The 22,567-nt window shown below is 61.8% G+C and carries 17 protein-coding genes; 6 read left to right on the top strand and 11 right to left on the bottom strand.

The genetic code is table 11. The annotated features are described in order from the left end of the window. Positions 1–213: hypothetical protein (locus ACFVSJ_RS24005; protein ID WP_387439628.1), on the top strand; the 213-nt coding region annotated here is incomplete at its 5' end. Positions 214–429: 216 nt separating this feature from the next. On the opposite strand, the gene ACFVSJ_RS24000 is transcribed toward ACFVSJ_RS24005, so the two are convergent. Together ACFVSJ_RS24000 and ACFVSJ_RS23995 are read right to left on the bottom strand one after the other, a co-directional pair. Then, a complete protein-coding gene (locus ACFVSJ_RS24000) occupies positions 430–1,596 on the bottom strand; it encodes a M24 family metallopeptidase (protein WP_387439627.1) in 1,167 nt (388 codons plus the stop codon). A gap of 143 nt (positions 1,597–1,739) precedes the next feature. Then, on the bottom strand, positions 1,740–3,056 hold the full coding sequence (locus ACFVSJ_RS23995; protein WP_387439626.1) for an MFS transporter: 1,317 nt from the start codon (positions 3,054–3,056) through the stop codon (positions 1,740–1,742). 507 nt (positions 3,057–3,563) lie between these two features. Between ACFVSJ_RS23995 and ACFVSJ_RS23990 the strand changes: the two genes are divergently transcribed. Both ACFVSJ_RS23990 and ACFVSJ_RS23985 read left to right on the top strand, forming a co-directional pair. Further along, the gene (locus ACFVSJ_RS23990) at positions 3,564–6,443 is read left to right on the top strand and encodes an FAD-binding and (Fe-S)-binding domain-containing protein (protein ID WP_387439625.1); all 2,880 of its coding nucleotides are present in this window, start codon (positions 3,564–3,566) and stop codon (positions 6,441–6,443) included. Positions 6,444–6,785: 342 nt separating this feature from the next. Continuing rightward, positions 6,786–8,156: a GntR family transcriptional regulator gene (locus ACFVSJ_RS23985; RefSeq protein ID WP_387439624.1), complete on the top strand. Its 1,371-nt coding sequence runs from the start codon at positions 6,786–6,788 to the stop codon at positions 8,154–8,156. 47 nt (positions 8,157–8,203) lie between these two features. On the opposite strand, the gene ACFVSJ_RS23980 is transcribed toward ACFVSJ_RS23985, so the two are convergent. Next, entirely contained in the window at positions 8,204–8,434 is a 231-nt protein-coding gene (locus ACFVSJ_RS23980; protein WP_387439623.1) for a hypothetical protein, read from the bottom strand. Between the two features lie 203 nt (positions 8,435–8,637). On the opposite strand from ACFVSJ_RS23980, the gene ACFVSJ_RS23975 reads away from it, so the two are divergent. Continuing rightward, entirely contained in the window at positions 8,638–9,774 is a 1,137-nt protein-coding gene (locus ACFVSJ_RS23975) for a glycerate kinase (protein ID WP_387439622.1), read from the top strand. Positions 9,775–10,061: 287 nt separating this feature from the next. Here the strand turns inward: ACFVSJ_RS23975 and ACFVSJ_RS23970 are convergent, their stop codons facing one another. From ACFVSJ_RS23970 to ACFVSJ_RS23935, 8 genes are all read right to left on the bottom strand, one after another. Then, positions 10,062–11,069 (bottom strand): 2-hydroxyacid dehydrogenase, encoded by a 1,008-nt coding sequence (locus tag ACFVSJ_RS23970; RefSeq protein WP_387439621.1) that lies wholly within the window; start codon positions 11,067–11,069, stop codon positions 10,062–10,064. Between the two features lie 241 nt (positions 11,070–11,310). Beyond that, on the bottom strand, positions 11,311–13,836 hold the full coding sequence (locus ACFVSJ_RS23965; RefSeq protein WP_387439620.1) for a CehA/McbA family metallohydrolase: 2,526 nt from the start codon (positions 13,834–13,836) through the stop codon (positions 11,311–11,313). A 95-nt stretch (positions 13,837–13,931) separates the two neighbouring features. Further along, on the bottom strand, positions 13,932–14,981 hold the full coding sequence (locus ACFVSJ_RS23960; RefSeq protein ID WP_387439619.1) for a HoxN/HupN/NixA family nickel/cobalt transporter: 1,050 nt from the start codon (positions 14,979–14,981) through the stop codon (positions 13,932–13,934). 275 nt (positions 14,982–15,256) lie between these two features. Continuing rightward, positions 15,257–15,685 carry a cupin domain-containing protein gene (locus tag ACFVSJ_RS23955; RefSeq protein WP_387439618.1) on the bottom strand — a complete coding sequence of 143 codons (429 nt, stop codon included), beginning with the start codon at positions 15,683–15,685 and terminating at the stop codon, positions 15,257–15,259. A gap of 47 nt (positions 15,686–15,732) precedes the next feature. Beyond that, positions 15,733–16,728, bottom strand: a complete 996-nt coding sequence (locus tag ACFVSJ_RS23950) for a D-2-hydroxyacid dehydrogenase (RefSeq protein ID WP_387439617.1) — start codon at positions 16,726–16,728, stop codon at positions 15,733–15,735. A 104-nt stretch (positions 16,729–16,832) separates the two neighbouring features. Further along, complete coding sequence (locus ACFVSJ_RS23945) at positions 16,833–17,990, bottom strand: aromatic ring-hydroxylating dioxygenase subunit alpha (RefSeq protein ID WP_387439616.1); 1,158 nt, start codon at positions 17,988–17,990, stop codon at positions 16,833–16,835. A 123-nt stretch (positions 17,991–18,113) separates the two neighbouring features. After that, complete coding sequence (locus ACFVSJ_RS23940) at positions 18,114–18,515, bottom strand: cupin domain-containing protein (RefSeq protein WP_387439615.1); 402 nt, start codon at positions 18,513–18,515, stop codon at positions 18,114–18,116. A gap of 88 nt (positions 18,516–18,603) precedes the next feature. After that, the gene (locus ACFVSJ_RS23935; RefSeq protein WP_387439614.1) at positions 18,604–19,593 is read right to left on the bottom strand and encodes a PDR/VanB family oxidoreductase; all 990 of its coding nucleotides are present in this window, start codon (positions 19,591–19,593) and stop codon (positions 18,604–18,606) included. A gap of 194 nt (positions 19,594–19,787) precedes the next feature. Here ACFVSJ_RS23935 and ACFVSJ_RS23930 point away from each other — a divergent pair, with 194 nt between their 5' ends. Together ACFVSJ_RS23930 and ACFVSJ_RS23925 are read left to right on the top strand one after the other, a co-directional pair. Continuing rightward, the gene (locus ACFVSJ_RS23930; RefSeq protein ID WP_387439613.1) at positions 19,788–21,296 is read left to right on the top strand and encodes an MFS transporter; all 1,509 of its coding nucleotides are present in this window, start codon (positions 19,788–19,790) and stop codon (positions 21,294–21,296) included. Between the two features lie 427 nt (positions 21,297–21,723). Continuing rightward, a partial coding sequence (locus tag ACFVSJ_RS23925; protein WP_387439612.1) for an MFS transporter occupies positions 21,724–22,567 on the top strand: 844 nt, incomplete at its 3' end.

The following is a 22,567-nucleotide window of genomic DNA, read 5'->3' as shown; positions in this document are numbered from 1 at the left end:
CGGATACCCAGTTGGGAACCCCAGCGCGAAGCGCTCCTCTTCGCCGAACGCTTCGTTGAGTTCGCTCGTTCACACGACGCCGATGCGGCCTCCACCGCCATGAAGCAGCTCCTCGAACACACCCAACGCGCCGTCCATGACTACCTCGCTGTAACCATCGGGAAGGCAGAGAGCTTTTCGGCCCCGCCGCCGCCGGCTCGTGCATCCGCTTAAGAGGATCACCGACGTTACTCAAGGGGAGCACGGTATCGCAGACGTTTGCGTCCATGTTCAATCCCGCCGGGACGCCCACGCAGTCCATCAATCTGCGGACGCTAAGCCCATGCTCCCTCCGAACCTGGTTTGAGGAGGACGCCGGCCCCGGGAGACAACGCATCCGCGTGCCTCCCGAGGCAGCATCAAGTCCCGGAGGATCCGGGCAAGCGGCGGTTAGTTGACGATTATTGGCTCGCGGGGCACTGTCGTAATGCGCTCAGGCTTCCCGTCGGTAATGATGACCTGCTCTCCCAGAGACATGGTCAGCCCTGCCTGTTGGTCGACCAGCATCATGTGCGTAAAGAAGGTCATGTTTGGTTCAATCACCACCGGGTTGTGGGCATAGATCATCGGCTGCTCCATCCAGGTTGGTGGCCAGACGGCGCCCATGGTGTAACCACACGCGGCCAAGGCGCTGTCTTCAAATCCGTGCTTGGCGAAGACGGCGCGGTGTACTTCGTAGACCTCTCCCAAAGTGTTTCCAGGGCGAAGCTTCTCCTGCACGGCTTCCAGGGCATCCCGGCACGCCTCATGCATGCGCACGTGGCGTGGATCAACGTCGGGTCCTGTCAGCACCACGAACATATCGACGGCGTGATAGTGACGGTACCCGGCGCCGAGCTCGAACGTCACCTGGTCGTTGGGAACGATCTTCTTCCGGCCGGTCGTATACCGTCCGTTGAGCGCGGATGCTCCGGCCCCGATGGGGCTTCTGTGGGCAGGCGGGTCGCCGTCTTCGGAGAAGACGTTGGCCCACAGTCTGCCCATGAGGTCGCCTTCGAAAACTCCGGGACGCACGCCCTCGATCGCGAGGTCCCTGCAGGAGTCCACGATTTCTCCCGCCCGACGGATGTACACAAGCTCCGTGGGGCTTTTCACCAGACGAAGCCGCTGCACCAGGCCTGAGGCATTCACCAACTGACACCAGCCACCCAGTGCAGCTTCTACTTCCTGGTGCAGCTTCGGCGTTAGACCCATGGTGTCCAGTTGTATGCCGACACGTTTCCCGGCCATGCCGTGGCTTGCCAGGGTGTCTTTGATTACCTGGCTGACGGGATTGTCCTCACCGTCCCGCCAGACCCGGATGTCCTCGCAAATGGAGGAGTAGCGCACGTTTGCCAGATCGACTACCCGGCTGATGTGCGTCAGCCGTCCGTCCCGGTTCAGGAACATGGCGTGAAAAATGCAAAAGCCGTCCGTGTCGAGGCCGCAAAGCCAGTACATGTCTTCGATCTTGAACAGCAGGATGCCGTCAAGATCTGATTCTTCCAATGCCGCCGTCGCGGCGGACTGGCGACGTTGGAACTCTTCAGTGGTGAAGTGCTGGTTATGAGGTGCCATCAAATCTTCCTCTAAGGAACTGGTCGTTGGGCTATCACTCTTGGAGGGCAGGGCACTCAAAGAGGACTTTCAAAGGCGAACGCCAGGCACGAGATCAGGCCCGGCGCCCAGCTGATGGAAGCACGAACGTGTCCCGCACGAAACTATGCACTGGCTGTTTCGGGACGTTCGGCTTGGCCGTACGATTCTTGCGTGAAAAAGTCGAGCGAGCGGCTGCCGATTCCTACGGCGGCGGCTATGCCGCCGAGACAGATGACGGCGAAGTAGATGCCCGTGACGAGCAGATTTCCGCCCGATGTCGAGCTGATCCAGGTGGCGATGAAGGGTGCGGTGCCGCCGAAGATGCCGTAGGCGATGTTGTAGGACAGAGCGCCGGCGGTGCCGCGGACCCGTGCCGGGAACAGTTGGACGCAGGCCAAGCCGGTCATGACGGCGTTGGCGCCCAGGCACACGGCGAAGACCGCCGCGATCAGGCAGGCGGCGACAAAGTCGACATTCTGGAACAGCAGGAAGGCGGGGATAGCCCAAAGGAACATGATGGTCATGGACGTGACGCCAACACGCCTCATTCCGACACGGTCAATGAGCGGTCCGGCGAGCAGGTTCACGACCAAGGCCACCACGGAGGTGACCACGCCGGTCAGCAGTGACTGGGTGGGGGTGAAGTGCCGGGTGCTGGTCAGGTAGGAGATCAGGAAGGTGACACTCAGGAAGTATCCGATGGAGCAGGCGGTGGCCCAGCCGATCATGATCAGCATGTTCTTCTTGGCGATCTTGAACGTCTGCCGCAGCGGTGCCGATTCGACTTCGCCAGCCTCGAGCATGGCGGCGAAAACGGGTGAATCTTCGACCCGAAGACGCAGGTACAGGCCGATGATGGCCAGCGGTGCGGCCGCGAGGAACGGGATCCGCCAGCCCCAAGAAAGCAACTGCTCGGATGTCGTGAGCGAGGTCATCAGGATGCACACCAGGGACCCGAGGACGAACCCGCCATAAGACCCCGCTACGGCAACACCGGCGAAGCTTGCGCGTTTGTTCGCCGGGGCGTGCTCGACGACGTAGGTCAAGGCGGAGGTGTACTCACCACCGGCAGCAATGCCCTGCACGAGCCGGCACAACAGCAGCAGCGCCGGGGCGACGATACCCACGGCACCGTATCCGGGCAGCACACCCATGGCGATGGTCGCTGCGCTGATCAAACCGACCGAAGCGATCAGGGACTGTCGCCGGCCGATCCTGTCGGTCAGGCGACCGAAGATGATGGCACCTACCGGCCGGGACAGGAAGCCCACAGCGAAAACGGCGAACGTCGAAAGCAACGCGGCGGTGGGGTCGGTCTTGGGGAAAAACAACGCGGCAATCGTGGTTGCGAAGTAGCCGTACAACACAAAGTCGTACCACTCCACTACGTTGCCGATGGTACCGGCGAACAAAGCCTGCCGTCGTGTGCGGGCATCCATTAGGGCCTCCTGGAAAGCATAAATTTCAACATCAGCCGGGTATCGTCGCCCTGCACCAGCCGCGCAGCGCCAAATTCAAGGGTCCGTTGGCGCAGACACTGAATTGATCGGCCCCTGCTCCTATTGTCGGACTTCGCGCTGGATCGATCGAGTCCCCACCGAACGGACATCTTGTCCTGTGGGCATGGCAAAACAGCGCGGCGTAAAGTACAACACAAGCTAGAATACTAGGTGGCACATGTCAAGAATGTGTGTCATTCTGTCCACAGCGAATCGTGCTGTGCTGCTCCAGTGCCCGTCCAGTAGGGGCCCGGGACCGTGCCATACGGTGGGGGCCGACCAGTCCCGGCTCCGGCTATCCGTGATGGAGGGATCATTGCCGGCGGCCGCCCGATGAGATGACGATGATCGTCCCAGGCGGGCCATGGTTAGGTGCTTCGTCGCCGCAGGGACGAATATTTGAAATGGTGCAGCGCCAAAGGCGGTGCAGGATGGGAAAGGATCCTGATGTCCCATACATCAACAGGCGACTCCGTTGGAGTCCCGACGGTCAATGAGCCGGCAACGTTGTCAGGTAGCCGCCGTCTGGAGCTTGAGCTGGCTGCTGTTCTGGGTGATGATGCGGTGACGACGCGGACCCTGGACCTGTATGCAGGCGCCCACGACGCCTCGCCATATTTGCTTATTCCCAGTATCGTTGCCTCGCCCGGTTCCGCTGAGGACATTGCCGCAATGCTGGGGGTGTGCGGGCGCCGCAACGCTCCCTTGACGTTCCGTTCCGGTGGGACGAGCTTGTCGGGCCAGGCTGTGACGGCCGGAGTCCTCGCTGACACGCGCCGGCATTTCGGTGCCATCGAGGTCTTGGATCACGGCAATTCGGTACGCGTGCAACCGGGGGCAACCGTGCGGGCAGTCAACCAGCGGCTCAGTCGCCATCGACGGGCGCTGGGCCCGGACCCGGCCAGTGAAATCGCATGCACGATCGGCGGGGTCATCGCCAACAACTCGTCAGGGATGCACTGCGGCACAGAGGCCAATACTTACCGGACGCTGCGGTCCACGCGGTTCGTGCTGCCTTCCGGGACGATCATCGACAGTTCGGCTCCTGGCGCCTCTGCTGAATTTGCCGAACGTGAACCGGCTCTTCACGAGGGCCTGCGACGCCTGCGACGCCGGATCCATGATTCGCCGGCGTCGGTGGAGCGGGTCCGTCAACAGTTCTCCATGAAGAACACCATGGGATACGGGCTGAATGCGTTCCTGGATTACGAGGATCCACTCGACATTTTTGTGCACCTGGTGATCGGCTCGGAAGGTACCCTGGCGTTTGTCGCCGAAGCCGTTTTTGACACGGTGGAAGTCAAACCACACATTTCCACAGGGCTTCTGATCTTTTCGGGTGTGCAGGCGGCGGCAACTGCGGTGCCGGAACTCGTGAAGGCAGGGGCGCTGACTGCCGAACTCATGGATGCCACCTCGCTGAGAGTGGCCTCCGGATTGCCTGGATGCCCCGAGCAAATCCGTACCTTGGATTTGTCCGACCCTGCGGCATTGCTCGTTGAGTTCGCCGCGACCCAGCCCGAGGAACTCGAGGGGACAGTGCGCGGCGCCGAGCGGCTGTTCGCAGAACTGGGCCTGGCCTTGCCTGTCACAATGACCCAGGATTCGCGGGAGCGGGCCGGTCTTTGGAAGGTCCGCAAGGGCCTGTATTCGGCGGTAGCGAGCGCCCGCCCCTCGGGGACAAGCCAGATGCTTGAGGATATTGCCGTGCCTGTTCCGGCGCTGGCGAGCACCTGCAAAGACTTGGGTTTGCTTCTCTCCCATCATGGATACCGCGACTCGGTCATCTTCGGCCACGCCAAAGACGGAAACCTGCACTTCATGCTCAACGAAGCATTCGGTGACGGACGGGACACCGGCCGCTGGGAAGACTTCACCGAAGACCTCGTTGACCTGGTCCTGGGAGCCGGAGGAACGCTCAAGGCCGAGCACGGAACCGGGCGCATCATGGCCCCCTTCGTCAGCCGGCAATACGGCGCTGAGCTGTACGGGGTCATGCGCGAGCTTAAGGACCTCGCCGATCCGCAGGGGATCCTGAACCCCGGAGCAGTTTTGTCCGATGACCCGCGGTCGTACCTGAAGGATCTCAAAGAGACCGCCACCGTCGAAGAAGAGGTTGACCGGTGCGTAGAGTGCGGCTACTGCGAACCAGTGTGCCCATCACGGAAACTCACGCTCACTCCACGGCAGCGAATCACGCTGCGCCGAGACGCAGAAGTCGCCAAATCCAGAGGCGACCACGAGCTGGCGCACCGGATACTGGAGGGCTACGACTATGACGGCGTGTCCACCTGCGCCGTTGATGGCATGTGCGCAACCGCGTGCCCCGTTTCCATTAACACCGGCGATCTGGTCCGACGGCTGCGGACGGACGCCGCCGGGAAAACCGAGTCCGCGGCCTGGTCGGGTGCATCCCATGCATGGGCTCCGGCCGCCCGCCTCGGGGGAGCTGCAATGACCGTCGCCAAGGCCCTGCCCGGTCCCTCTGAAGCAATCACCCACCTGGCACGAAAACTGATCGGCGATAGCTTTCCCGCCTACGATTCAGCCCTTCCGGCCGGCGGCTCGAAACGTCCCGTACGACGTGACTCTGACGCGGACGCTGTGCTCTTCGCGGCATGCATCGGAACTATGTTCGGTCCGGAAGCCGGCACGGGATCGGCCGGAATATCCCACGCCTTCGTCGAGATCTGCGACCGCGCTGGAATCCGCCTACGCACGCCGGACAAACTGGCGTCGATGTGTTGTGGGACGCCTTGGAAATCAAAGGGAATGACTGCTGGCTGGGAACACATGCGCAGTATCGTGGTACCTGCCTTGCTGGAGGCCACCGAAGGGGGTCGACTGCCTGTCATCGTGGATGCATCATCTTGCGCTGAGGGCTTGGAAGTCATGCTCCGATCGGTAGCTGAACAGGTGGATCTCCGGGTTGTCGATGCGATCGAGTTCGCCGTGGACCTTCTACCAAAGCTCCCCGTCCACCGACAGGTCCCCTCCGTTGCACTGCACCCCACCTGTTCCAGCACCATCGCTGGAACGGCCGGCCATCTGGTCAGGATCGCAGAACATCTCTCCGACGAAGTGTTTACCCCGGACGATGCCGGCTGCTGCGCTTTTGCCGGAGACCGCGGCCTGCTGCATCCGGAACTTACAGCATCGGCCACCGCCCCCGAGGCGGCTGGCATTGCCCAGGCAGAAGAGGCCCGTGGCGGCCAGTTCGCAGCCTATGCTTCTTCGAACCGCACCTGTGAAATAGGTCTGACCCGCGCAACCAGCCGGCCCTACCAGCACATTCTGGAACTGCTGGCGGCAGCTACTCGCACCTGACAGCCCGGTGCCGGAGAGCGGTCCGCCAGAGAACCGGCTACTTGGTTGGCTTGGGTTCAGGCTTTGGATGCGTCCGTTCCCATTCCGTACGGCGTTCGTGAACAAGCTTCAGGTTTTTCATTGTGCTCACCTCCCTGAGCTTGCTCAGCGACGGACTGGTTCCTGAGCGGCTGGGTGGAACAGGTTGGTGATCCTGTGTGTTTTTCCCTGCCGCTACTTAAACTCTAAACCTATGAGATCACATGTCAAGGTTTGTGCTATAAGATGGGAGAATACGGGGGATCATCGACGACCGGGAGGACGGCAATGAGTAGCTGGAGGGAGCAACTGGCATTCGGTCGGTTGGAAATCGCCGAGCGTGGAGAAGAAATCGGCGATCGGCTTCGCCATGCGATCGAACTGGGGTTGCTCGAAGACGGGGAACAACTGCCCAGTGAAAACGATCTGGCGGCCATGATGGGCGTTTCCACCCAGACGCTTCGCACGGCCTTGTCGGACCTTCGACATCAGGGATTCATCGAAACGCGCCGCGGTCGGGGCGGGGGGAGCTTCGTCAAGGCCAACGGCAGGAATCCGCAGAGGGCCCACCGTGAAAGACTCCACTCCTATTCCCTTGAGGATCTGCGGGATCTGCGTGAGTTCCGTGCTGCATTGGCCGGCGCCGCGGCCGCGGCGGCGGCTTCCAGGTCGCAGCAAATCCCGCTGGAGAGGTTGGTCGCGCTGGCAGGCATCGTCGGGGACCTGGACGAAACTGCTGACATCACCAGGGCCGACAGTCGATTCCACATCGAACTCGCGTCTGCCTCAAGCTCCGTACGACTGACCCGTCAGGAGGTCGCCCTCCAGGCAGAAGTCGGGGCCCTGCTGTGGTCACACTCGACCAGCGCCGGCCCTCTGGCCGCAACAGAGCATGTCGCCATTGCCGAAGCCATCCGCGTCGGCGATGCGAATGGAGCCCGAGTGTTGGCTGAAGACCACGTCCGCCATGACATGAATCGGCTCATCGATCAGCGCATGGCCCTTGACCTTACTGGTCCTGTTTCGGCCACGGAAACAGATCGGGCCATTAAAAGCATCGACTCCATGACCGAGAAGGTGACTGTCACGGCCAGTGGGGCTCTGGAGGTCGTTCAGGACACGGTTTTTGACCTACTGGACGACCCGGACGCCGGGGGTGATCCTCTTGGGACGCTGGATGCAGTACTGCGCCGGACCCTGGGCGAGGCCTCACATACCCTCAACGGGCTTGGCATCTTTCTGACCGATCCATCGTTTTTCGGAGAAACGGGCTTTGTTTGGTACTACAAGCCCCTCGGCTCGGAAACGCCACAGCGCGTCTACCAGGACCTGCAGTACTACGATTTCCGTGCGACCGCGTGGTGGCCCAAGGAAGACAACCCCGGCCTCCATACGAGCCATGCCTATGTCGATGCCAATGGTCACGCCTACATCATTGATTTCTCGAAACGAGTCACAACGCCCGACGGTCGACTCATCGGTGTAGCAGGTGCAGATGTCCTGGTAAGCCATCTGCAAACGATCTTTGCGCCGCTGTTGGCACCGCTGCCGCAAGGTTCCTCGATCATTGACCGCAATGGGGTCGTCATCGCCACGAACTCCGGTCGCATGGTCGGTGGGACTTATCCTCCCGCGGAGTCGGCCGAAGCCGAAGCCGGAAAAACTCCGGCCCCGTGGCGCCTGCATGTTGTCTAATGTGTGCCGGTGGCGTTCGAGCGCAACATAAGAGCGCCCGCTTGGAACTACACGCGTTCCTGCTCGGCCCACTCTTGCAGCATGCGGTCGAAATCGTCGAGGCCACCTGAAGTTCCCTCATCAAAGTACAGTCCTGCCCAAGCGCTGCAGCTCCAGGGTCCTTGGGCCAGGCCTCCTTCAGGGGGAAGTGGCCTCCGTCGCGGACGCGGCGAAGCCAATAGGGGATCCATGCGGTGACCGAAAACGCCGGCAAGAAGCAGGCTGTAGGCAGTGCTCATCAGATCCGTCCTTCGCAAAGCTAGGTGAACAAGGGCCTGGATCAGATGTTCAGGACCTGCTGCATTTTCACTATTCATTCTAAACATATGAAACCACATGTCAATGGTATTATGGAGACGGTGTCGGCTACCGTTTGGCACGGCCCGCAGAAGCACCCTCCACGTCTCCACGCTCCAAGTCCAGAACAGAGAAGAGAACGCTCGTGCGAATAGTCATTGCACCGGATTCGTTTAAGGGCACTGCCACGGCCCATGATGTTGCCTTGGCGATCCGTGAGGGCTGGTGTGAAGTCCGTCCGGAAGATTTCGTGGATTTGATCCCCTTCGCGGACGGAGGGGAAGGAACGCTGGCAGCGCTGGCGGGTGCCGAACCACGTGCAATCTTCCACGACGTCACGGTCCATGGGCCGGCAGACCAGGACGTCCACGCGTGCTGGGTCGAACTTCCCGGCAAGCGTGGGGTGGTGGAGCTCGCGAACACCAGTGGTATCGAGTTACTCAGTGATCTGCGGCCAGGGACGGCGCACACCTGGGGTTTCGGGCAAGCAATTGCGGACGCACTGGACCATGGAATGGAGTCACTCACCCTGGCAATTGGGAGCAGCTGTTCCACCGACGCCGGCACCGGGATGCTGCGGGCGCTGGGTGCTGACCTCTTTGACGCCTCCGGAGACCCATTGCCCCTCGGCGGCGCAGCACTGAGCGAACTGGCGTGCGTGCATTTCGATGGCCTTGCTCCGCTGCCGCCCGGAGGCGTGACGGTTTGTTGTGACGTCGATGCACCCTTGCTGGGCCCCCGCGGAGCGGCAGCAGTCTTCGGACCCCAGAAGGGAATCCAGACGGCCGAGGTGGAGAGGTACGAGTCCGCCCTGGCACACTTTGCGTCCTTCCTCCCATCCGTCGACGCTGAAGCGGCCGGTACCGGGGCGGCGGGAGGAACTGGCTACGGCCTGCTCGCGTGGGGTGCCGCACTCGTCCCCGGAGCGGTTGCCGTCGCTGAGGCTCTTAACGCCGATGAGCGCATTCGAGAAGCAGACCTGGTGATTACCGGCGAGGGCAGGTACGACGGACAGTCCGACATGGGCAAAGCCCCGGCGCTGGTGCGCGCCCTGGCGGACCGACATGGCAAATCCAGCGCCTTGATTGCCGGAACCATCGCATCCGAAACGGGTCGCTGGGAGCATGCTCTGTCGCTGGCCGAGCTGGCCGGTTCCGTCGATTCTGCTATGACGCATACGTCCCAATGGCTCCGCGAAGCGGGACGACAATTGGCTGTCTCCATCACGAGGTCACGAGTCTCTTCGGCTACGGCGCTGGAAGTTGACGGGACGCAGGGCTGAGCGCTATGCCGGGGCGGCGCCGTTGATGCAGCGGGCGACATCGCAGCCGGCTTGGTCCAGTCATCGGCTCATCGCCTTCTCTCCCGGATAGCTCCGTTGGGCCTTTATGGAGGCTGGCCCAGATCTCCTGGACATAGGGTTATCGTCTGGCTGGCGAAAGGGGGCTGGCTGCGTAGCAGCTGTGCCAGTCCGTGAATGCGCTTCACGGCGGGCCAGCCTTGGTTCCGGACTCAGTGAAGTCTGGCGCGTCACCGGGCAGCCGGAGCTACCCGGTGATGCGCCACTGTTTAGTAGGCCCTGCCGGTCCACACCTCAGGGTTTACCAGGTGTGCGGGCTTGAGTCCGCCCGCTATGGCCACAGCATTGAGAGCGCTGAGACGGGCCATTTCAGCGCGGACGGAGACGGTGGCGCTGCCGATGTGGGGCAGCAGGACGGTGTTGGGCAGGTCGGCCAGTCCAGCTGCCAGCTTCGGCTCATTTTCGTAAACGTCCAGACCGGCGGCGGCAAGCTTCCCGCTTCGCAGGGCATCGACGAGCGCTTTTTCGTCGACTATGGGTCCCCGGGCGGTGTTGATGAGGATCGCCCCCGGTTTCATGGTGGCCAGGACGTCTGCATCAATCAGATGGCGGGTGTCCTTTGTCAATGGCAGGTGCAAGGAGAGGTAGTCGCTGCTTCCGACCAGTTCAGGCCAGGGAACCTGGGCTACTTTGCCGGCGAATTCGCCGAGCTCTTCGACGCTGACTTCCCGGTCGCCCGGTGGGCGTGGGGAGAACTGCACGGTCATCCCGAAGCCGAGTGCCCGTTTGGCTGTGGCCCGCGCGATTCGTCCGAAACCTGCAAGCCCGAGTGTTTTGCCTGTAACGTCATGGCCGAGCAGAAGATCTGTCTCCCAGCCGTGAAAGCGGCCTTCCCGGACCATCTGGTCACCCTCGACGGCGCGGCGGGCGGTGCTGAGAATCAGGAGCATGGCGATATCTGCGGTTGCGTCCGTTAGGACGCCAGGAGTGTTGGCGACCAGGATCCCCCGGGCGGTAGCCTCTGCGATGTCGATGTTATTGAAACCCACGGCATAGTTGGACACCCCCTTGATACGGGTCTCTGCCAACAGCGCTGCGTCGAACGTATCGCTCATTTGGCTGAGCACAACGTCGTATTCCCCTGACGCGCAGAGGTCCCGGAGGCGGTTGTAATTGGGTGGCTCTTCCAAGACCGTCACGTGCCCGGCGTCCTGCAGCAGGGGCAGGCCAGGGTCAGGGATGGGACGCGTGAGGAGGAATTTGGGCGAGGGACTCATCTGGTTTCTTACTCCTTTGTTTGGATATCTGCTTCAGTCAGGGCGCTTCGGACAATTCGGGGATGCATTGGGAAGGCCGGGAGGACACCGCCAGGGCCGTCATGGGCCAAGGGCAAGGTGCTTGCTGATGGCTGGGATGAGGCGTGCCGGTCGCACGCGGAAGACGCCCTGGGGTCACCGGTGTGTTGGGCCATTTGCGTTTGGGTGGGATCAGTGGCGACAGTGCCCACCCACCGCAGTGTCAGCTGGCATGCATTCCAAGTCGTCTTTCAACATCTCGTCTGGCCTGGTCGAACGGACGGACGAGGAACTCTCGATGGTCGCCGCCATGATGATGAAGGACGTCTGGTTCGGTCGATGTTCCGTGTCGATGCAGAACGTAGGATCGTGCGCGTTCGACCTGGGCACCAATGTGTTCCAGAGCTTCCTTGTCTGCGGCTGATTCCCGGTCGCCACAGGCCAAGTAAATGGGGGAGCTGTGGGCCATGATGGAGCGTTTCCATTCGTCCCGATGCCGGGTCAGATGTTCGGGGCCTCCACCACCGACCCTCGCGGCCATCCAGCCAGGGGAATTTACGTCTATATCGACTTCGAGCTCCAGTTCGAACGATCCGGACTCCTTCTCGGTGCTTGCGACGACGTGTCCGGAATGCACAATTTCAAGCTGGTACATGGGCAAGATACTGCGGGCTCTTGCCTGCACTGTGACTTGGTCGCCGCGTTCGGGCAGACGCAGGGTATCGCCTATAGCAGCGCCGTTCACGTAAAAGTCCAGGATCGGTCCGCTGGTCATGTAGCTGCGACCGGCCTTGAGCGCGTTGCACCAGGACTCGTATCCGAAGTCATCGTTGGCATCGATCCGCACGTAGGTCCTGGACAGTCCGATGGGCACATCATTGGACATCTTGTCGGTTCCACCAACGATTGGTACACGGTAGCCGGCGCTCAGGTAGCGGTAATAGTGGGCGAACCCGGGGTCCGAATCGGTAGCCACGGATTCGATGGCGTCAATGCGGTTGGTGGCGATCAGCGCCGCTTGTTCCCCGAGGGGTACAGAGAAATGCGGTAGCACCACGGTGCCGCCCTGCGCTCGGCAGCGGTCTGCCCAGTCAGAGAGCGTAGTTTCGAGGCTGCCGCCCATGACCGCTTCGTTGGGTCCGTCCGTGGACCATGGCATTACCGGCTCGGTGAGTCCCAACAGGCTCAGATGACCCAGGAAGTGCTGCCGGTTTTCCTGGGAGGTGAACAATATCGTCGAGCCATCGTCGCTGGACACGGGCCGGCCGAGGAAATCCTCGATGTTGCTGAAGTGGCTGCCCCATTGGGTCTGCAACAGGTGTACGACCGAGACTCCCTCCGCGGAGGCTTCCTTCAGTGCGCCGAAGCTGGAAGCGAAGTGAACATGGGTGTCGCCGCTGTACCAGCGGTCCTTATTCAGATCGAAGCGGCGTTTCAACCGGAAGGTAAGTTCGCGCGTTTCGTGATCGACGGTGATGGTCGTGTCCAGCGGCTCGTACTCGAATCCGCGAGCTGCCCGGACCCGGACTTTGCCTCTGGGCAACCAAACTTCGCAGCGACCGTCCACGTAGGCGTATGTCGTGCGCCCGAGGCGGACATCAGCGCCCACGTCGATGTTCCAGCTGGAGAGGTCGCTGTTGACGTGCTGGTGGTGTCCGTGTGGTTGATACGGCACTCCATCGGGTGTGCTGAAGTGGACGCGGCAGGGGATGGGGGTCCCGTTTGCGTCATCAACAATTTGTGTCCTTACCCAGTTACGCCCCAGTTCTGTGATCCGCAGTCCGGTATCGGGTTGCTTCTCATGTTGCAGCTCTCCCCATTTCGCCTGTGACAGCGTTTGGGTGTTTGCGCTCAGCCGGACCGTTCCGGAAGCGACCGAGGAAACCCGGGCATACGCGCCCACCACCGTCGATCCTGCTCCGTCGCCCCATGCCGAGAATGGGTCATCCGGCGCGGGCTGGGCCAGGAGTGGTGTGGTGTAGCTGCTGGTTCCACGGTCAACACTGATCACGAGTTCGGAGCCCTCGCCGCCGTAGCCGGCAGGAACGTCCGCCACGACGGCGCGCTCACGATCGGGGCGCAAAGGATGCTCGTCTGCAAATCCCAGACACAAGCCTCCGAGCTCAAGGGCCCCGTTGGTGGTTTCGATCCTGATCTCGGTCAGGGGATTGTCTGGGTCAGGGTTCTCCCACGTCCATAGCCAGTAACGCCAGCCTCCTCCGACACTTGCACAGTGATCGGCCCAACGACCTGCGCCGACCACTTCGGTCTGTCTCAGGCCGGCGAGTCGAAAGGGGCCATTGTCCCGGTCCGGCAAGGTGTCGTTCTGGTCAGGCACTGCAAGGCTCGGCAGAACCGCTCGGCTGTGATAGACCTCGCCCAACCAGGGCATGCCGATTTCGAAGCCTTCGCGAAGGGGGACGCGAAGCACGTGCCCGTTCTTGTACGTGAAGACGTAAGTGGCAGTCTCGCGACCGACGGGGCGATCTACCCAGGTCAGGTTGTCCCTGCTCCTGTGGGCGAAGGTCAGAGTCCTTGCTTCCCTGTCCGCCGGTGCCAGAGTAAGCACCGCGGACGCGCCTGCCTCGACCTTCACGGCGCGTGCGTTGCCGTTTGCTTCGGCGAAGTTGAATGGCAGTCCGTGGAGCAGTGTCAGGCCGCGCCGAATGGCAACTCCCGGGGCGTCCACATCATCGTCGACGTTGACGTAGTCTGCCAGGTCGAATGCCCGGTAGTCCTCCTGTGTCATGGACGGGTCCTCTCGTTGTGTTGGTCGCCCTTATCGTCATCCTGCAGCTTCTGCTCGGACAGGGCATGGTCAAAGGCAGTGGGCTGTAATTCCGTTCAGGCGTTCGCGTTACCCCGCGCCCGGCCGCGCCACGCGGAGACGGCCCACACGAGCAGCAGCAGGGCCACCAGGATCAGGCCGGCGTCGCCAAGGTCGATTTCGCCCAGCCACGTGGTCACGGGGTCTTCCAGGTCGAAGGCAGCGTTCAGGAACCCACCCAGCGTGATGACGGAGATGAACAGCGCCGACACCGCGGAAATGCCCGTGATCACGGCGTTGAACCCAAGCTTGCGTCGCGGGTTGTGGATGGCCGATTTGTACATCTTCATCATGGCCACGCCGTTCGCGGAATCGCACAGGGTCATCGCTGCGGTGAACGCCAACGGCAACGCCATCAGGGCGAGCGGCGAGACTCCGGCGAGTGACGCCGTCGTGGTGATGACAAGCAGCCCGATGGTGGTTGCAGTGTCGAAGCCCAGGCCGAACAGGAAGCCGATCACGTAGATGTTGCGCGGACGCTCCACTTTGGACAGCGGCTTGGCCAGGAGCCTGGCCACGAATCCCTTGGCCTCCAGGTCTTCGGGGCGGACGTCGCCGCCGGCCTGCACGTTGCGGTAAAGCTGTGTTGCGCGCACGAACGCCGAGCCGTTGAACAAGCCCATGACCAGCAGGAACAGGCCAGAAACACCGCTGCCAATGAGTCCCAGGACTTTGTTGCCGGTGGTGCCGTCCTCCATGAACTGCCCGATCATCGTCGCGCCCGCCACCACCAGCAAACCGGCCAGGACCACCACGGAGCTGTGCCCCAGGCTGAACGCGAACCCCACGCTCACCGGGTCCTTTCGCTGCGCCACGAACTTCCGCGTGGAGTTGTCGATCGCGGCGATGTGGTCCCAGTCGTAGCTGTGCTTGATGCCCGCAACGTAGGCGGTGACCACCAGGCCCAGCGCCAGCGGCTGCGCTGTTCCAACGGAACCGAACAGCAAAAGCACGACGGCGGCAGCATGCAATGCGGCTACGGCACCGAAGGTGAAGAGCAGCCGGGTCCGCAGGGACAGCGTCTCCCGTTCCCGGTACATGGTGGCGAACTCAGTCAGCGCAGTCATTAATACTTCCTTAGGTTCAAGGGTTCCTGCCCGTGCCAGCGCTTCCGTAGAAGGCCTGTGCAGGCGCCCAGCAATTCGTTGAGTTCCTGGGTGCGTTTCCTGCGGATCAAGAGCAGCAAGGCGACCTCAACGAGGCTTGCCCCTGTCAGCACCAGCTGACAGGGGCAAGTTGGCCCGGGGTCACCGGATCCGTAGGACCGCTTGTGCGGTTGTTCAACGGATGCCGCAGGACGGCTGCTCCGGAGCCTTCGGTGTTTCGTGACCAGCTGTATTGCCTATACGCGGGAGAACTCCCTGGGTCCCTTCACCGTGGGAATCAGCTGGCTGGGGCCGTATCCAACGATCTCAATGACAGTTTCCTCATCCTTGGATCCGTCCCAGTGCACTGCGCCCGCGGGGTGGAACATGTAGCTTCCCGGGCCCATGGCCACTGCCGTGTCGGGGTCGAAGGTTTCGCCGGTTCCGGCGTACCAGGTCCCGGTGAGTACGGTGATGTGCCGGTCCTCAGGGTGGTGGTGGGGGAGGCTCATCACATTCGCGGGCCATTTGATCCGGATGACGTAGAGGCCCTCTTCGTGGGGGTCTCCGTGGACGTTCATGATGTTGATCCCGTATTCGTACGCCGGTGTCCACTCCTCCGTTCCGGGTTGAAGGGTGACAAACTCGCATTTGCCGCTGACAGCGTGGTTGGTTTCACCGCACATGAAATCTCCTGGTCCTTCGTAGGGTTGAATGGGTGCCGCCGGGCACATTAGTAGCCGATCGCCGGATCGGACTGGAAGAGAAGCTGGTCGCCATCGATGTAGCGGCGCATGTTTCGGAAGAGGATGTCCAGGCACTGGATCATGTACTGATCATCGTCCTGGGTTCCGGTGTGCTGTGTGATGACGAGGTTGGGGGTGTCCCAGAGGGGGGATGATTCCGGGAGGGGCTCTTGGGGCAAGCCGTTGACCACTGCGCCGCTGAGGTGGCCGTTAGTGAGCTGCTCGCGCAGCGCATCCCAGTCGATAACATCTCCGCGGGCGTACGAGACGATTCCGGCTCCGGGCTTCAGCAGCTGCAGTTCGCGCTGGCCGATCAGGCCACGGGTCTGCTCTGTGGAGGCGACGCCCACGACGATGAAGTCGGAACGCTGCAGTACCGTGTCGAGGCCGTCTGGGCCGAACATTTCATCAATGTTCGGGTGGCCTTCTGCCGTGCGACGGACACCCAGGGTCTTCATGCCATGCTGGCGTGCCAAGCCGGCGATGGCGGCGCCGATGTGGCCGACGCCCACAACACCGAGGGTCTTGCCTTGAAGTGGGGTGGCGAAGTACCGCTCCCACTTGTGTTCGCGTTGGTTGCTTGTGTAGGCAGGCACGAAGTTGTTGAGCATGAAAAGCCCCATGAGTCCGTACTCTGCTGCGATGGGCATGTGCGCACCGGAGCTCTTGGTGAGAACGGCCCCTTCGGGAAGCCAGTTGAGGGGGAGCAGGTGGTCGATTCCTGCGCCGATGTAGTTGACCCACTTCAAGTTTGGCGCTTTCGCCAGCAGGTCCCGGGGCAGTTCGCGGCCCATCAATGATCCGTAGAGGACTTCAGTGTCCTGCAGGATCTCATCGAAGTCGGAGTCTGTTCCGATCCTGATGTCGAGGTGGTCGGCGAGGTCCCCGTACGGCTCCAAGGCGGTCTTGACTCGTTCCGGGGTGATGTCGTAGACCTCACGCAAAGAGCCGACGTTTTCCATGTGAACTTTAATGCGACGCATCCATTGTTCCTGTTCTGAGGTGTCCAGCCGGGGCTGAACTGTGGTTGTGATCTGTGGTTGGTGGTTACCAGGTTGTGCTTACTGCGTGCTGATCAGGTATCTGATCAGTGAGTGTTGTCCGGGCCGTCCCAGTCCTTGCCGGAGAAAGCCCGGTACATCGATTGCTGGGCCCAGATCAGGCCGCGCTCCTTGTCCTTGAGCAGGGGCGCTCCGCCGAAGAAGCCGGCCGGCATGGTGCTCTGAACGGACTCGCCGCCTTCGTAGTCCTGTTCCAGAGCAAGGTTGATGCTCTCCCTGCGGGCTGCGATGGTTTCCTCGCTCGTGCCAGGCAGAGCCAACGCCTGGATTTCCTTCAGCGTGGTGGTCGCGGTCAACGGAATGTTCCGCACGATGTTCATGATGGGACCCTGGATAAAGAACTGCGTGTGCGGCCAGAGGTGGTAAATGAAGTTGGCGTCCTTGAGATTGTCGAGCTGTCCCTTCGGCGGACTGATGTGAAGCTGCCAATCCCTGAACAAATCGATCCGGTAATTCTCACCCGTCTCGTAGTTGTCGGCGAATTCCGGGTGCACCGAAGCGCAGTGGTAGCACTCGACGCTGATGTCCAGGATCAGTTTCCAGTTGGCCTCGATCGTGTGCTCCCAGCGATCCGTTAGCTGGAATGCGCTGAAGTCGTGCTTCAGCCACTCCGAGTTTTCTGTGATCTGGGCCAACGCGGGGGAGGACGCGAAGGGCTCGGGGTTTTCGCCGAAGTTCACGAAGATGAAGGGGCCGTAGGTATCGATGGCGCCACGGAAGAGCGGGAAGTTCGACTTGTCAAAGCCTGATTCAGGGTCGTACTTGGGCGCTCCGCGCAGTTCCCCGTCCAAAGTCCAGGTCCAGGCGTGGAAGTGGCACTGGAGTGTGCGTTCGTTTCCCTCACCCTGGGCGACTTCGTGGCCGCGGTGCCGGCAGACGTTAACGAAGGCGTTCAGCCCGCCGTTTTTGTCGCGAACGATGAGCACCGGAATCAGGCCTACACGCGTGGTGAAGTAGTCGCCCGGGTTCGGGATCCGGTCGACGTGACCGACGTAGTGCCATTCCCGGTGGAAGATCAGTTCCGTTTCGAGGTCAAAGATTGACTGGTCTGTGTAGAACTCGGGGGTCAGGGGCGTGCGGGTTTCGAGCGTTTGGCCCAGTGCTTCTGTCACCTCGGCGCGACGCACTTCGTCGATGCGCTTGGTCCGGGGCTGGAAGCCGGCTGCTGTGGGTGTGCAAGTCATCTGACTTTCCTCCTGATAGGTCTTCCGCCGTGGAAGACATTGACTTGTGGTTGGATACTGTCTGCGCTGACAAGGTGGGTGGGTGTCGCGCGGGGGATTCCGGGATGCGGTCTCCGATTGTTCTTACGGGAAGTCATCCGTAGGTCCGTAGCCGGTGATTTGGATGACGGCCTCTTCTTCCTTGGTGCCGTCCCAGTGGATGGCTCCTGCTGGCTGGAACGTATAGCTGCCGGGCTTTGCCGCGCGGCTTATGGCCGGATCAAAGGTGTCATCGATACCCATGAACCATGTTCCCGAAAGGACGGTGACATGTCGGTCACCAGGATGGCTGTGCGGAAGGCTCATCACATGGGCTGGCCACTTAATCCGGGTAACGTAGATGCCCGGTTTGGTGGGGTCGCCGTAGACGTTCGTCACTTGCAGGCCAAGCCTGTGCGCAGGCTTCCAGTCCTCCGTGCCTTGTAATAGCCACGCGAAGTCCCCGTGCCCGCTTACCCCCGGCCGTGCATGTGCTGTTTCTGTCATTGCTCCCGTCCTTGGTTGTGTTGGTTCGCGATTCGCTGGCCAGGGGAATAGGCCTTCCTGGCGGTCAGCCCGGATTCCCCGGGGCGTCCTAGAGGTCGAGGACCAGGCACGAGGACCGCGCCCGGCTGACGCAGATCATCATTGAGGTTCCGGCCGCACGCTCGTCCTCTTCCAGGTAGTCATCCCGGTGGTCGGGCTCACCCGCCAGAACCTTCGTTTCACACGTCCCGCAGTAACCCTCACCGCACGAAGACAGCACGCCGGGCACGCTCTCACGGACGACGTCCAGGACGCTGCGGTCCGCCGGTATCAATAGCGTTTTTCCGGTCTTGGCGAGCTCCACCTCGAAGGGCTTGTTGTCACCTTGATCCTCCGGGGCGGCCGACGTGGGCTGCGCCCCAAATCTTTCGACGTGCAGGTCACGTGGTGGGTTTGAGGCGGCACAAGCGGCTTCGGCAGCCGCGATCATTGGCTCGGGACCGCAGCAATAGTATTGGGCGCTATCGGGGCCGGCGGCAGTAATGGCGGCCAGGTCGATGATTCCGTGTACATCCTGCGGCACGACGTGGACGTTGGCTTGATCGAGCAGAGACAGCTCATCAATGAACGCCATGTGCTCAAGGGTCCGCGCACCGTAGTACAGCGTCCATGGCGTACCGTTTGCGATGGCTGTGTGGATCATCGGCAGGATAGGAGTAATGCCGATTCCGCCAGCGAGGAAAACATAGGCCGGCGCCGGGTGCAGCGCAAAGTTGTTGCGAGGCCCGACGATGTCGATGGTTTGACCTTCAAGGGCCGCCTCGTGCACCTCCAAGGACCCGCCCCTGCCGGTGTCGACGCGCAGTACTGCCACCCGGTAGCTGCGTGGATCTTCGAGTGACCCGCATAAGGAGTACTGCCGGACCAAACCACTGGGCAGTATGAGGTCGATGTGGTCTCCGGGGGCCCATTCCGGGAGGTCGCCGCCTTCGGGATCCACCAACGTCAAGCTGAGGACAGCACTGGCCTCCTGGGCGGTCTTCTCGACGAGGACCGTTCTACGGCCGGTTTTCTTTTCTATGGCTGCTACTGCGCTCACTTGCCGACCGCCTCGCCTGTGCAAAGTTTCGAGAAATTCATGGTTCTTGGCCTTTTGGTTTGGGTTCTGAACTGGGGGCGATGTTCCAACATGACTGTTAGCCCAGGCGCCGCAATCCGTCTGAGGGATTCAGCCGTCTTCATCGGTGATCCCGTTCCACTTGAATGCGATTAACTATAAACCTGTGAGATCACATGTCAATGGCTATAATCGAAGCATGCCTCAGAGAAGACTCGAAGGCACCGACGAGACCCGCTTTGCAGCCCTGCCCAGGCGGCGCCTCCTATGGGAATGAAGTGGACGACATGGCCTCGCTAACCGGGATCCAACAAACCGCCCGCGCACCTGAGCCACGCGGACGGTTCGCCGCACTGAGGTCGCGGAACTTTCGCCTCATGGCGCTCGGGTTCTTTTCTGCCAACGCCGGCTGGTGGATGCTCTTCACGGCCCAAAGCTGGCTGGTCCTCAACCTGACCGACAGTGCCGCCAGCTTAGGGATGACAGGGGCGCTCGTATATCTGCCGTCAGTGTTCCTGGGGATCGCCGGTGGAGTACTCGCCGACCGCTACCCCAAGAGGCGAATACTGATTTCGTATTTTTCCGGCTGGGCAGCGGTCTCCGTTATCCTCGCCGTGCTCACGCTCACGGGCACTGTACGCCTATGGCATGTGCAGCTGCTTCTCGCTGGCATCGGTGTCGTCATGGCCCTCGGATTTCCCTCCTTTCACCCCCTCGTCGCCGAAACGGTGGCACCGGAATCTCTCAGGGGAGCTATCAGCCTGACGTTCTCGGTCGCGCAGTTGGCAGCCTTGCTCGGCCCTGCCATAGCCGGCCTTCTGATCACCACTGTCGGACCAGGAGGAACATTGATAGCCGCAGCGGCCTGCTACGCGGTACCGCTCATCTCCATGACCCGCGTGCGTACCGCCGAGTTACGGAGCCTGCCGCCTTTGGCCCTCCGCCGTGGGGGGCTGCGCGACGGCATCCAGTACGCGCTGGGGCGAGCCGACGTGTTCTGGCCGACGGTCCTCATTGGGCTGTTCGGGATGTTCACCATCAACCTACCCATAACCCTCGCCGTCTATGCCCGATCCGTGTTCGAATCCGGGCCCGGCGGATATGGACTGCTCACGACTGTCGTGGCCGTTGGGGCCTTACTTGGTGCGCTTATCTCAGCGGGCCAATCCCGCACCCGACTACGCACCCTGGCTTTGTTTGGCGGGATACTCTCGGTGCTCTACATGGTTTCGTCCGCCGCGCCGAACCAAATCGTCTTCTGCATTCTCCTGCTAGGTGTCGGTACTTTCACGTTGCTGCTGCAATCGTCGTGTAATTCCACAGTTCTGATGGCGGCCCACGGAGGCATTCGCGGTCGCGTGATGAGCCTCTACATGACGGTGTGGTTCCTGGGGATTGCGATCGGAGGGCCAGTCCTTGGCGCGATCGATCAATACCTTGGCCCGCAGGCAGGAATGCTGTTGGCCGGGGTCCTTCCGGGTGCCGCTACCGTGTTGGTCTCCATGCGACTGGCCTTTCGACTGCGTTCCATGCGCCGCCCGTCCGCCGACGTTCAGTGCGCTCCCGGCCACCGCCCCCGTGGAGGAGCCGACCAAGCCGCAGGGGACGCCCCGGTTGGTCCGAGCCTCGTCACCTTTCCTTGGATGGGCCTGCACGTCGAGCCTTCCGGCACGTCGGAAATGTGATGGTCCAGCGTCTTGCGCCCGGGCTGACGGAGTCCAGACTCGGCTTCACCACCCAGGAGACCGGTGTGGGGCTAAGCGGGCTGGGTGCGAAGGTGTTGGCATCAAAAACAAAAACCCTTGACACATTCCACCTAGTATTCTAGCTTGTGTTGTACGCAACAAAGCTGTGTTGCGGACCACACAATCGGAAGGTCGCCGCTTTGGTTTCTTCCGAGGACCGTCAAAATCAGGTCCGTCCAGAAATGAAGTGACATTGCCCGCTCGGCCGCTGAACGCAGCAGGTCAGTGCGCAGCTCTCGTCCAGGAAGTCAGAATCCTGGACCGTCCAATCATCTATTGATCCGGACCGCGTTCGTAACCAATCATCCGTGACTGCTGGTTCCCCTCGATGGGGAGGTGGGATCGTCACGCTGTTTTAGGAGGCCCCATGGATGCCCGCACACGACGGCAGGCTTTGTTCGCCGGTACCATCGGCAACGTAGTGGAGTGGTACGACTTTGTGTTGTACGGCTACTTCGCAACCACGATTGCCGCGTTGTTTTTCCCCAAGACCGACCCCACCGCCGCCCTGCTTTCGACGTTCGCCGTTTTCGCCGTGGGCTTCCTGTCCCGGCCGGTAGGGGCCATCATCTTCGGTCGCCTGACCGACAAGGTGGGCCGCAAGACGTCGCTGATCGCTTCGGTCGGTTTGATCAGCGCCGCGACCATCGCCATGGGCGTGCTGCCCGGCTACGGCGCCGTCGGTATCGTCGCCCCTGCGCTGCTGCTGTTGTGCCGCCTCGTGCAGGGCATCGCTGCCGGTGGTGAGTACACCTCCGCCCTCGCGTACGTCGTTGAACACGCCCCGGCAGGGAAGCGGGCCACGTTTGCTGGTGTTGCCGTTTCCGGGTCCTATGGCGGCTTCGTCCTCGGTTCCCTGGTGTGTATCCTGATGACCTCCGTCACGACGACCGACCAGTTGCTCGAATGGGGCTGGCGGATCCCGTTCCTCGCGGCCGCCCCGCTGGCCATCATCGGCCTGTACCTGCGTCTTCGGGTCGAAGATTCACCCGTTTTCGCCGCCATGCTTGAGGCTGGCGAAGTCGAATCGGCACCGCTGCGGCAGACGTTCAAGATCGCCAAGAAGAACATGCTGGTCATGATCGGCTGGGCCACCGCCTGTGCAATCGGCTATTCCCTGAGTGTCACCTTCCTGATCTCCTACCTGACCAGCACCCGGCACTTCACCCCCACCCAGTCACTGCTGACCGGCGTGGTCACCTCCGTGGTGG

This window comes from Paenarthrobacter sp. NPDC058040 (assembly GCF_042885775.1).
Taxonomy (GTDB): Bacteria; Actinomycetota; Actinomycetes; order Actinomycetales; family Micrococcaceae; genus Arthrobacter.
The sequence above is the reverse complement of the archived record's forward strand: the minus strand, read 5'-3'. Positions and strand labels throughout refer to the sequence as shown.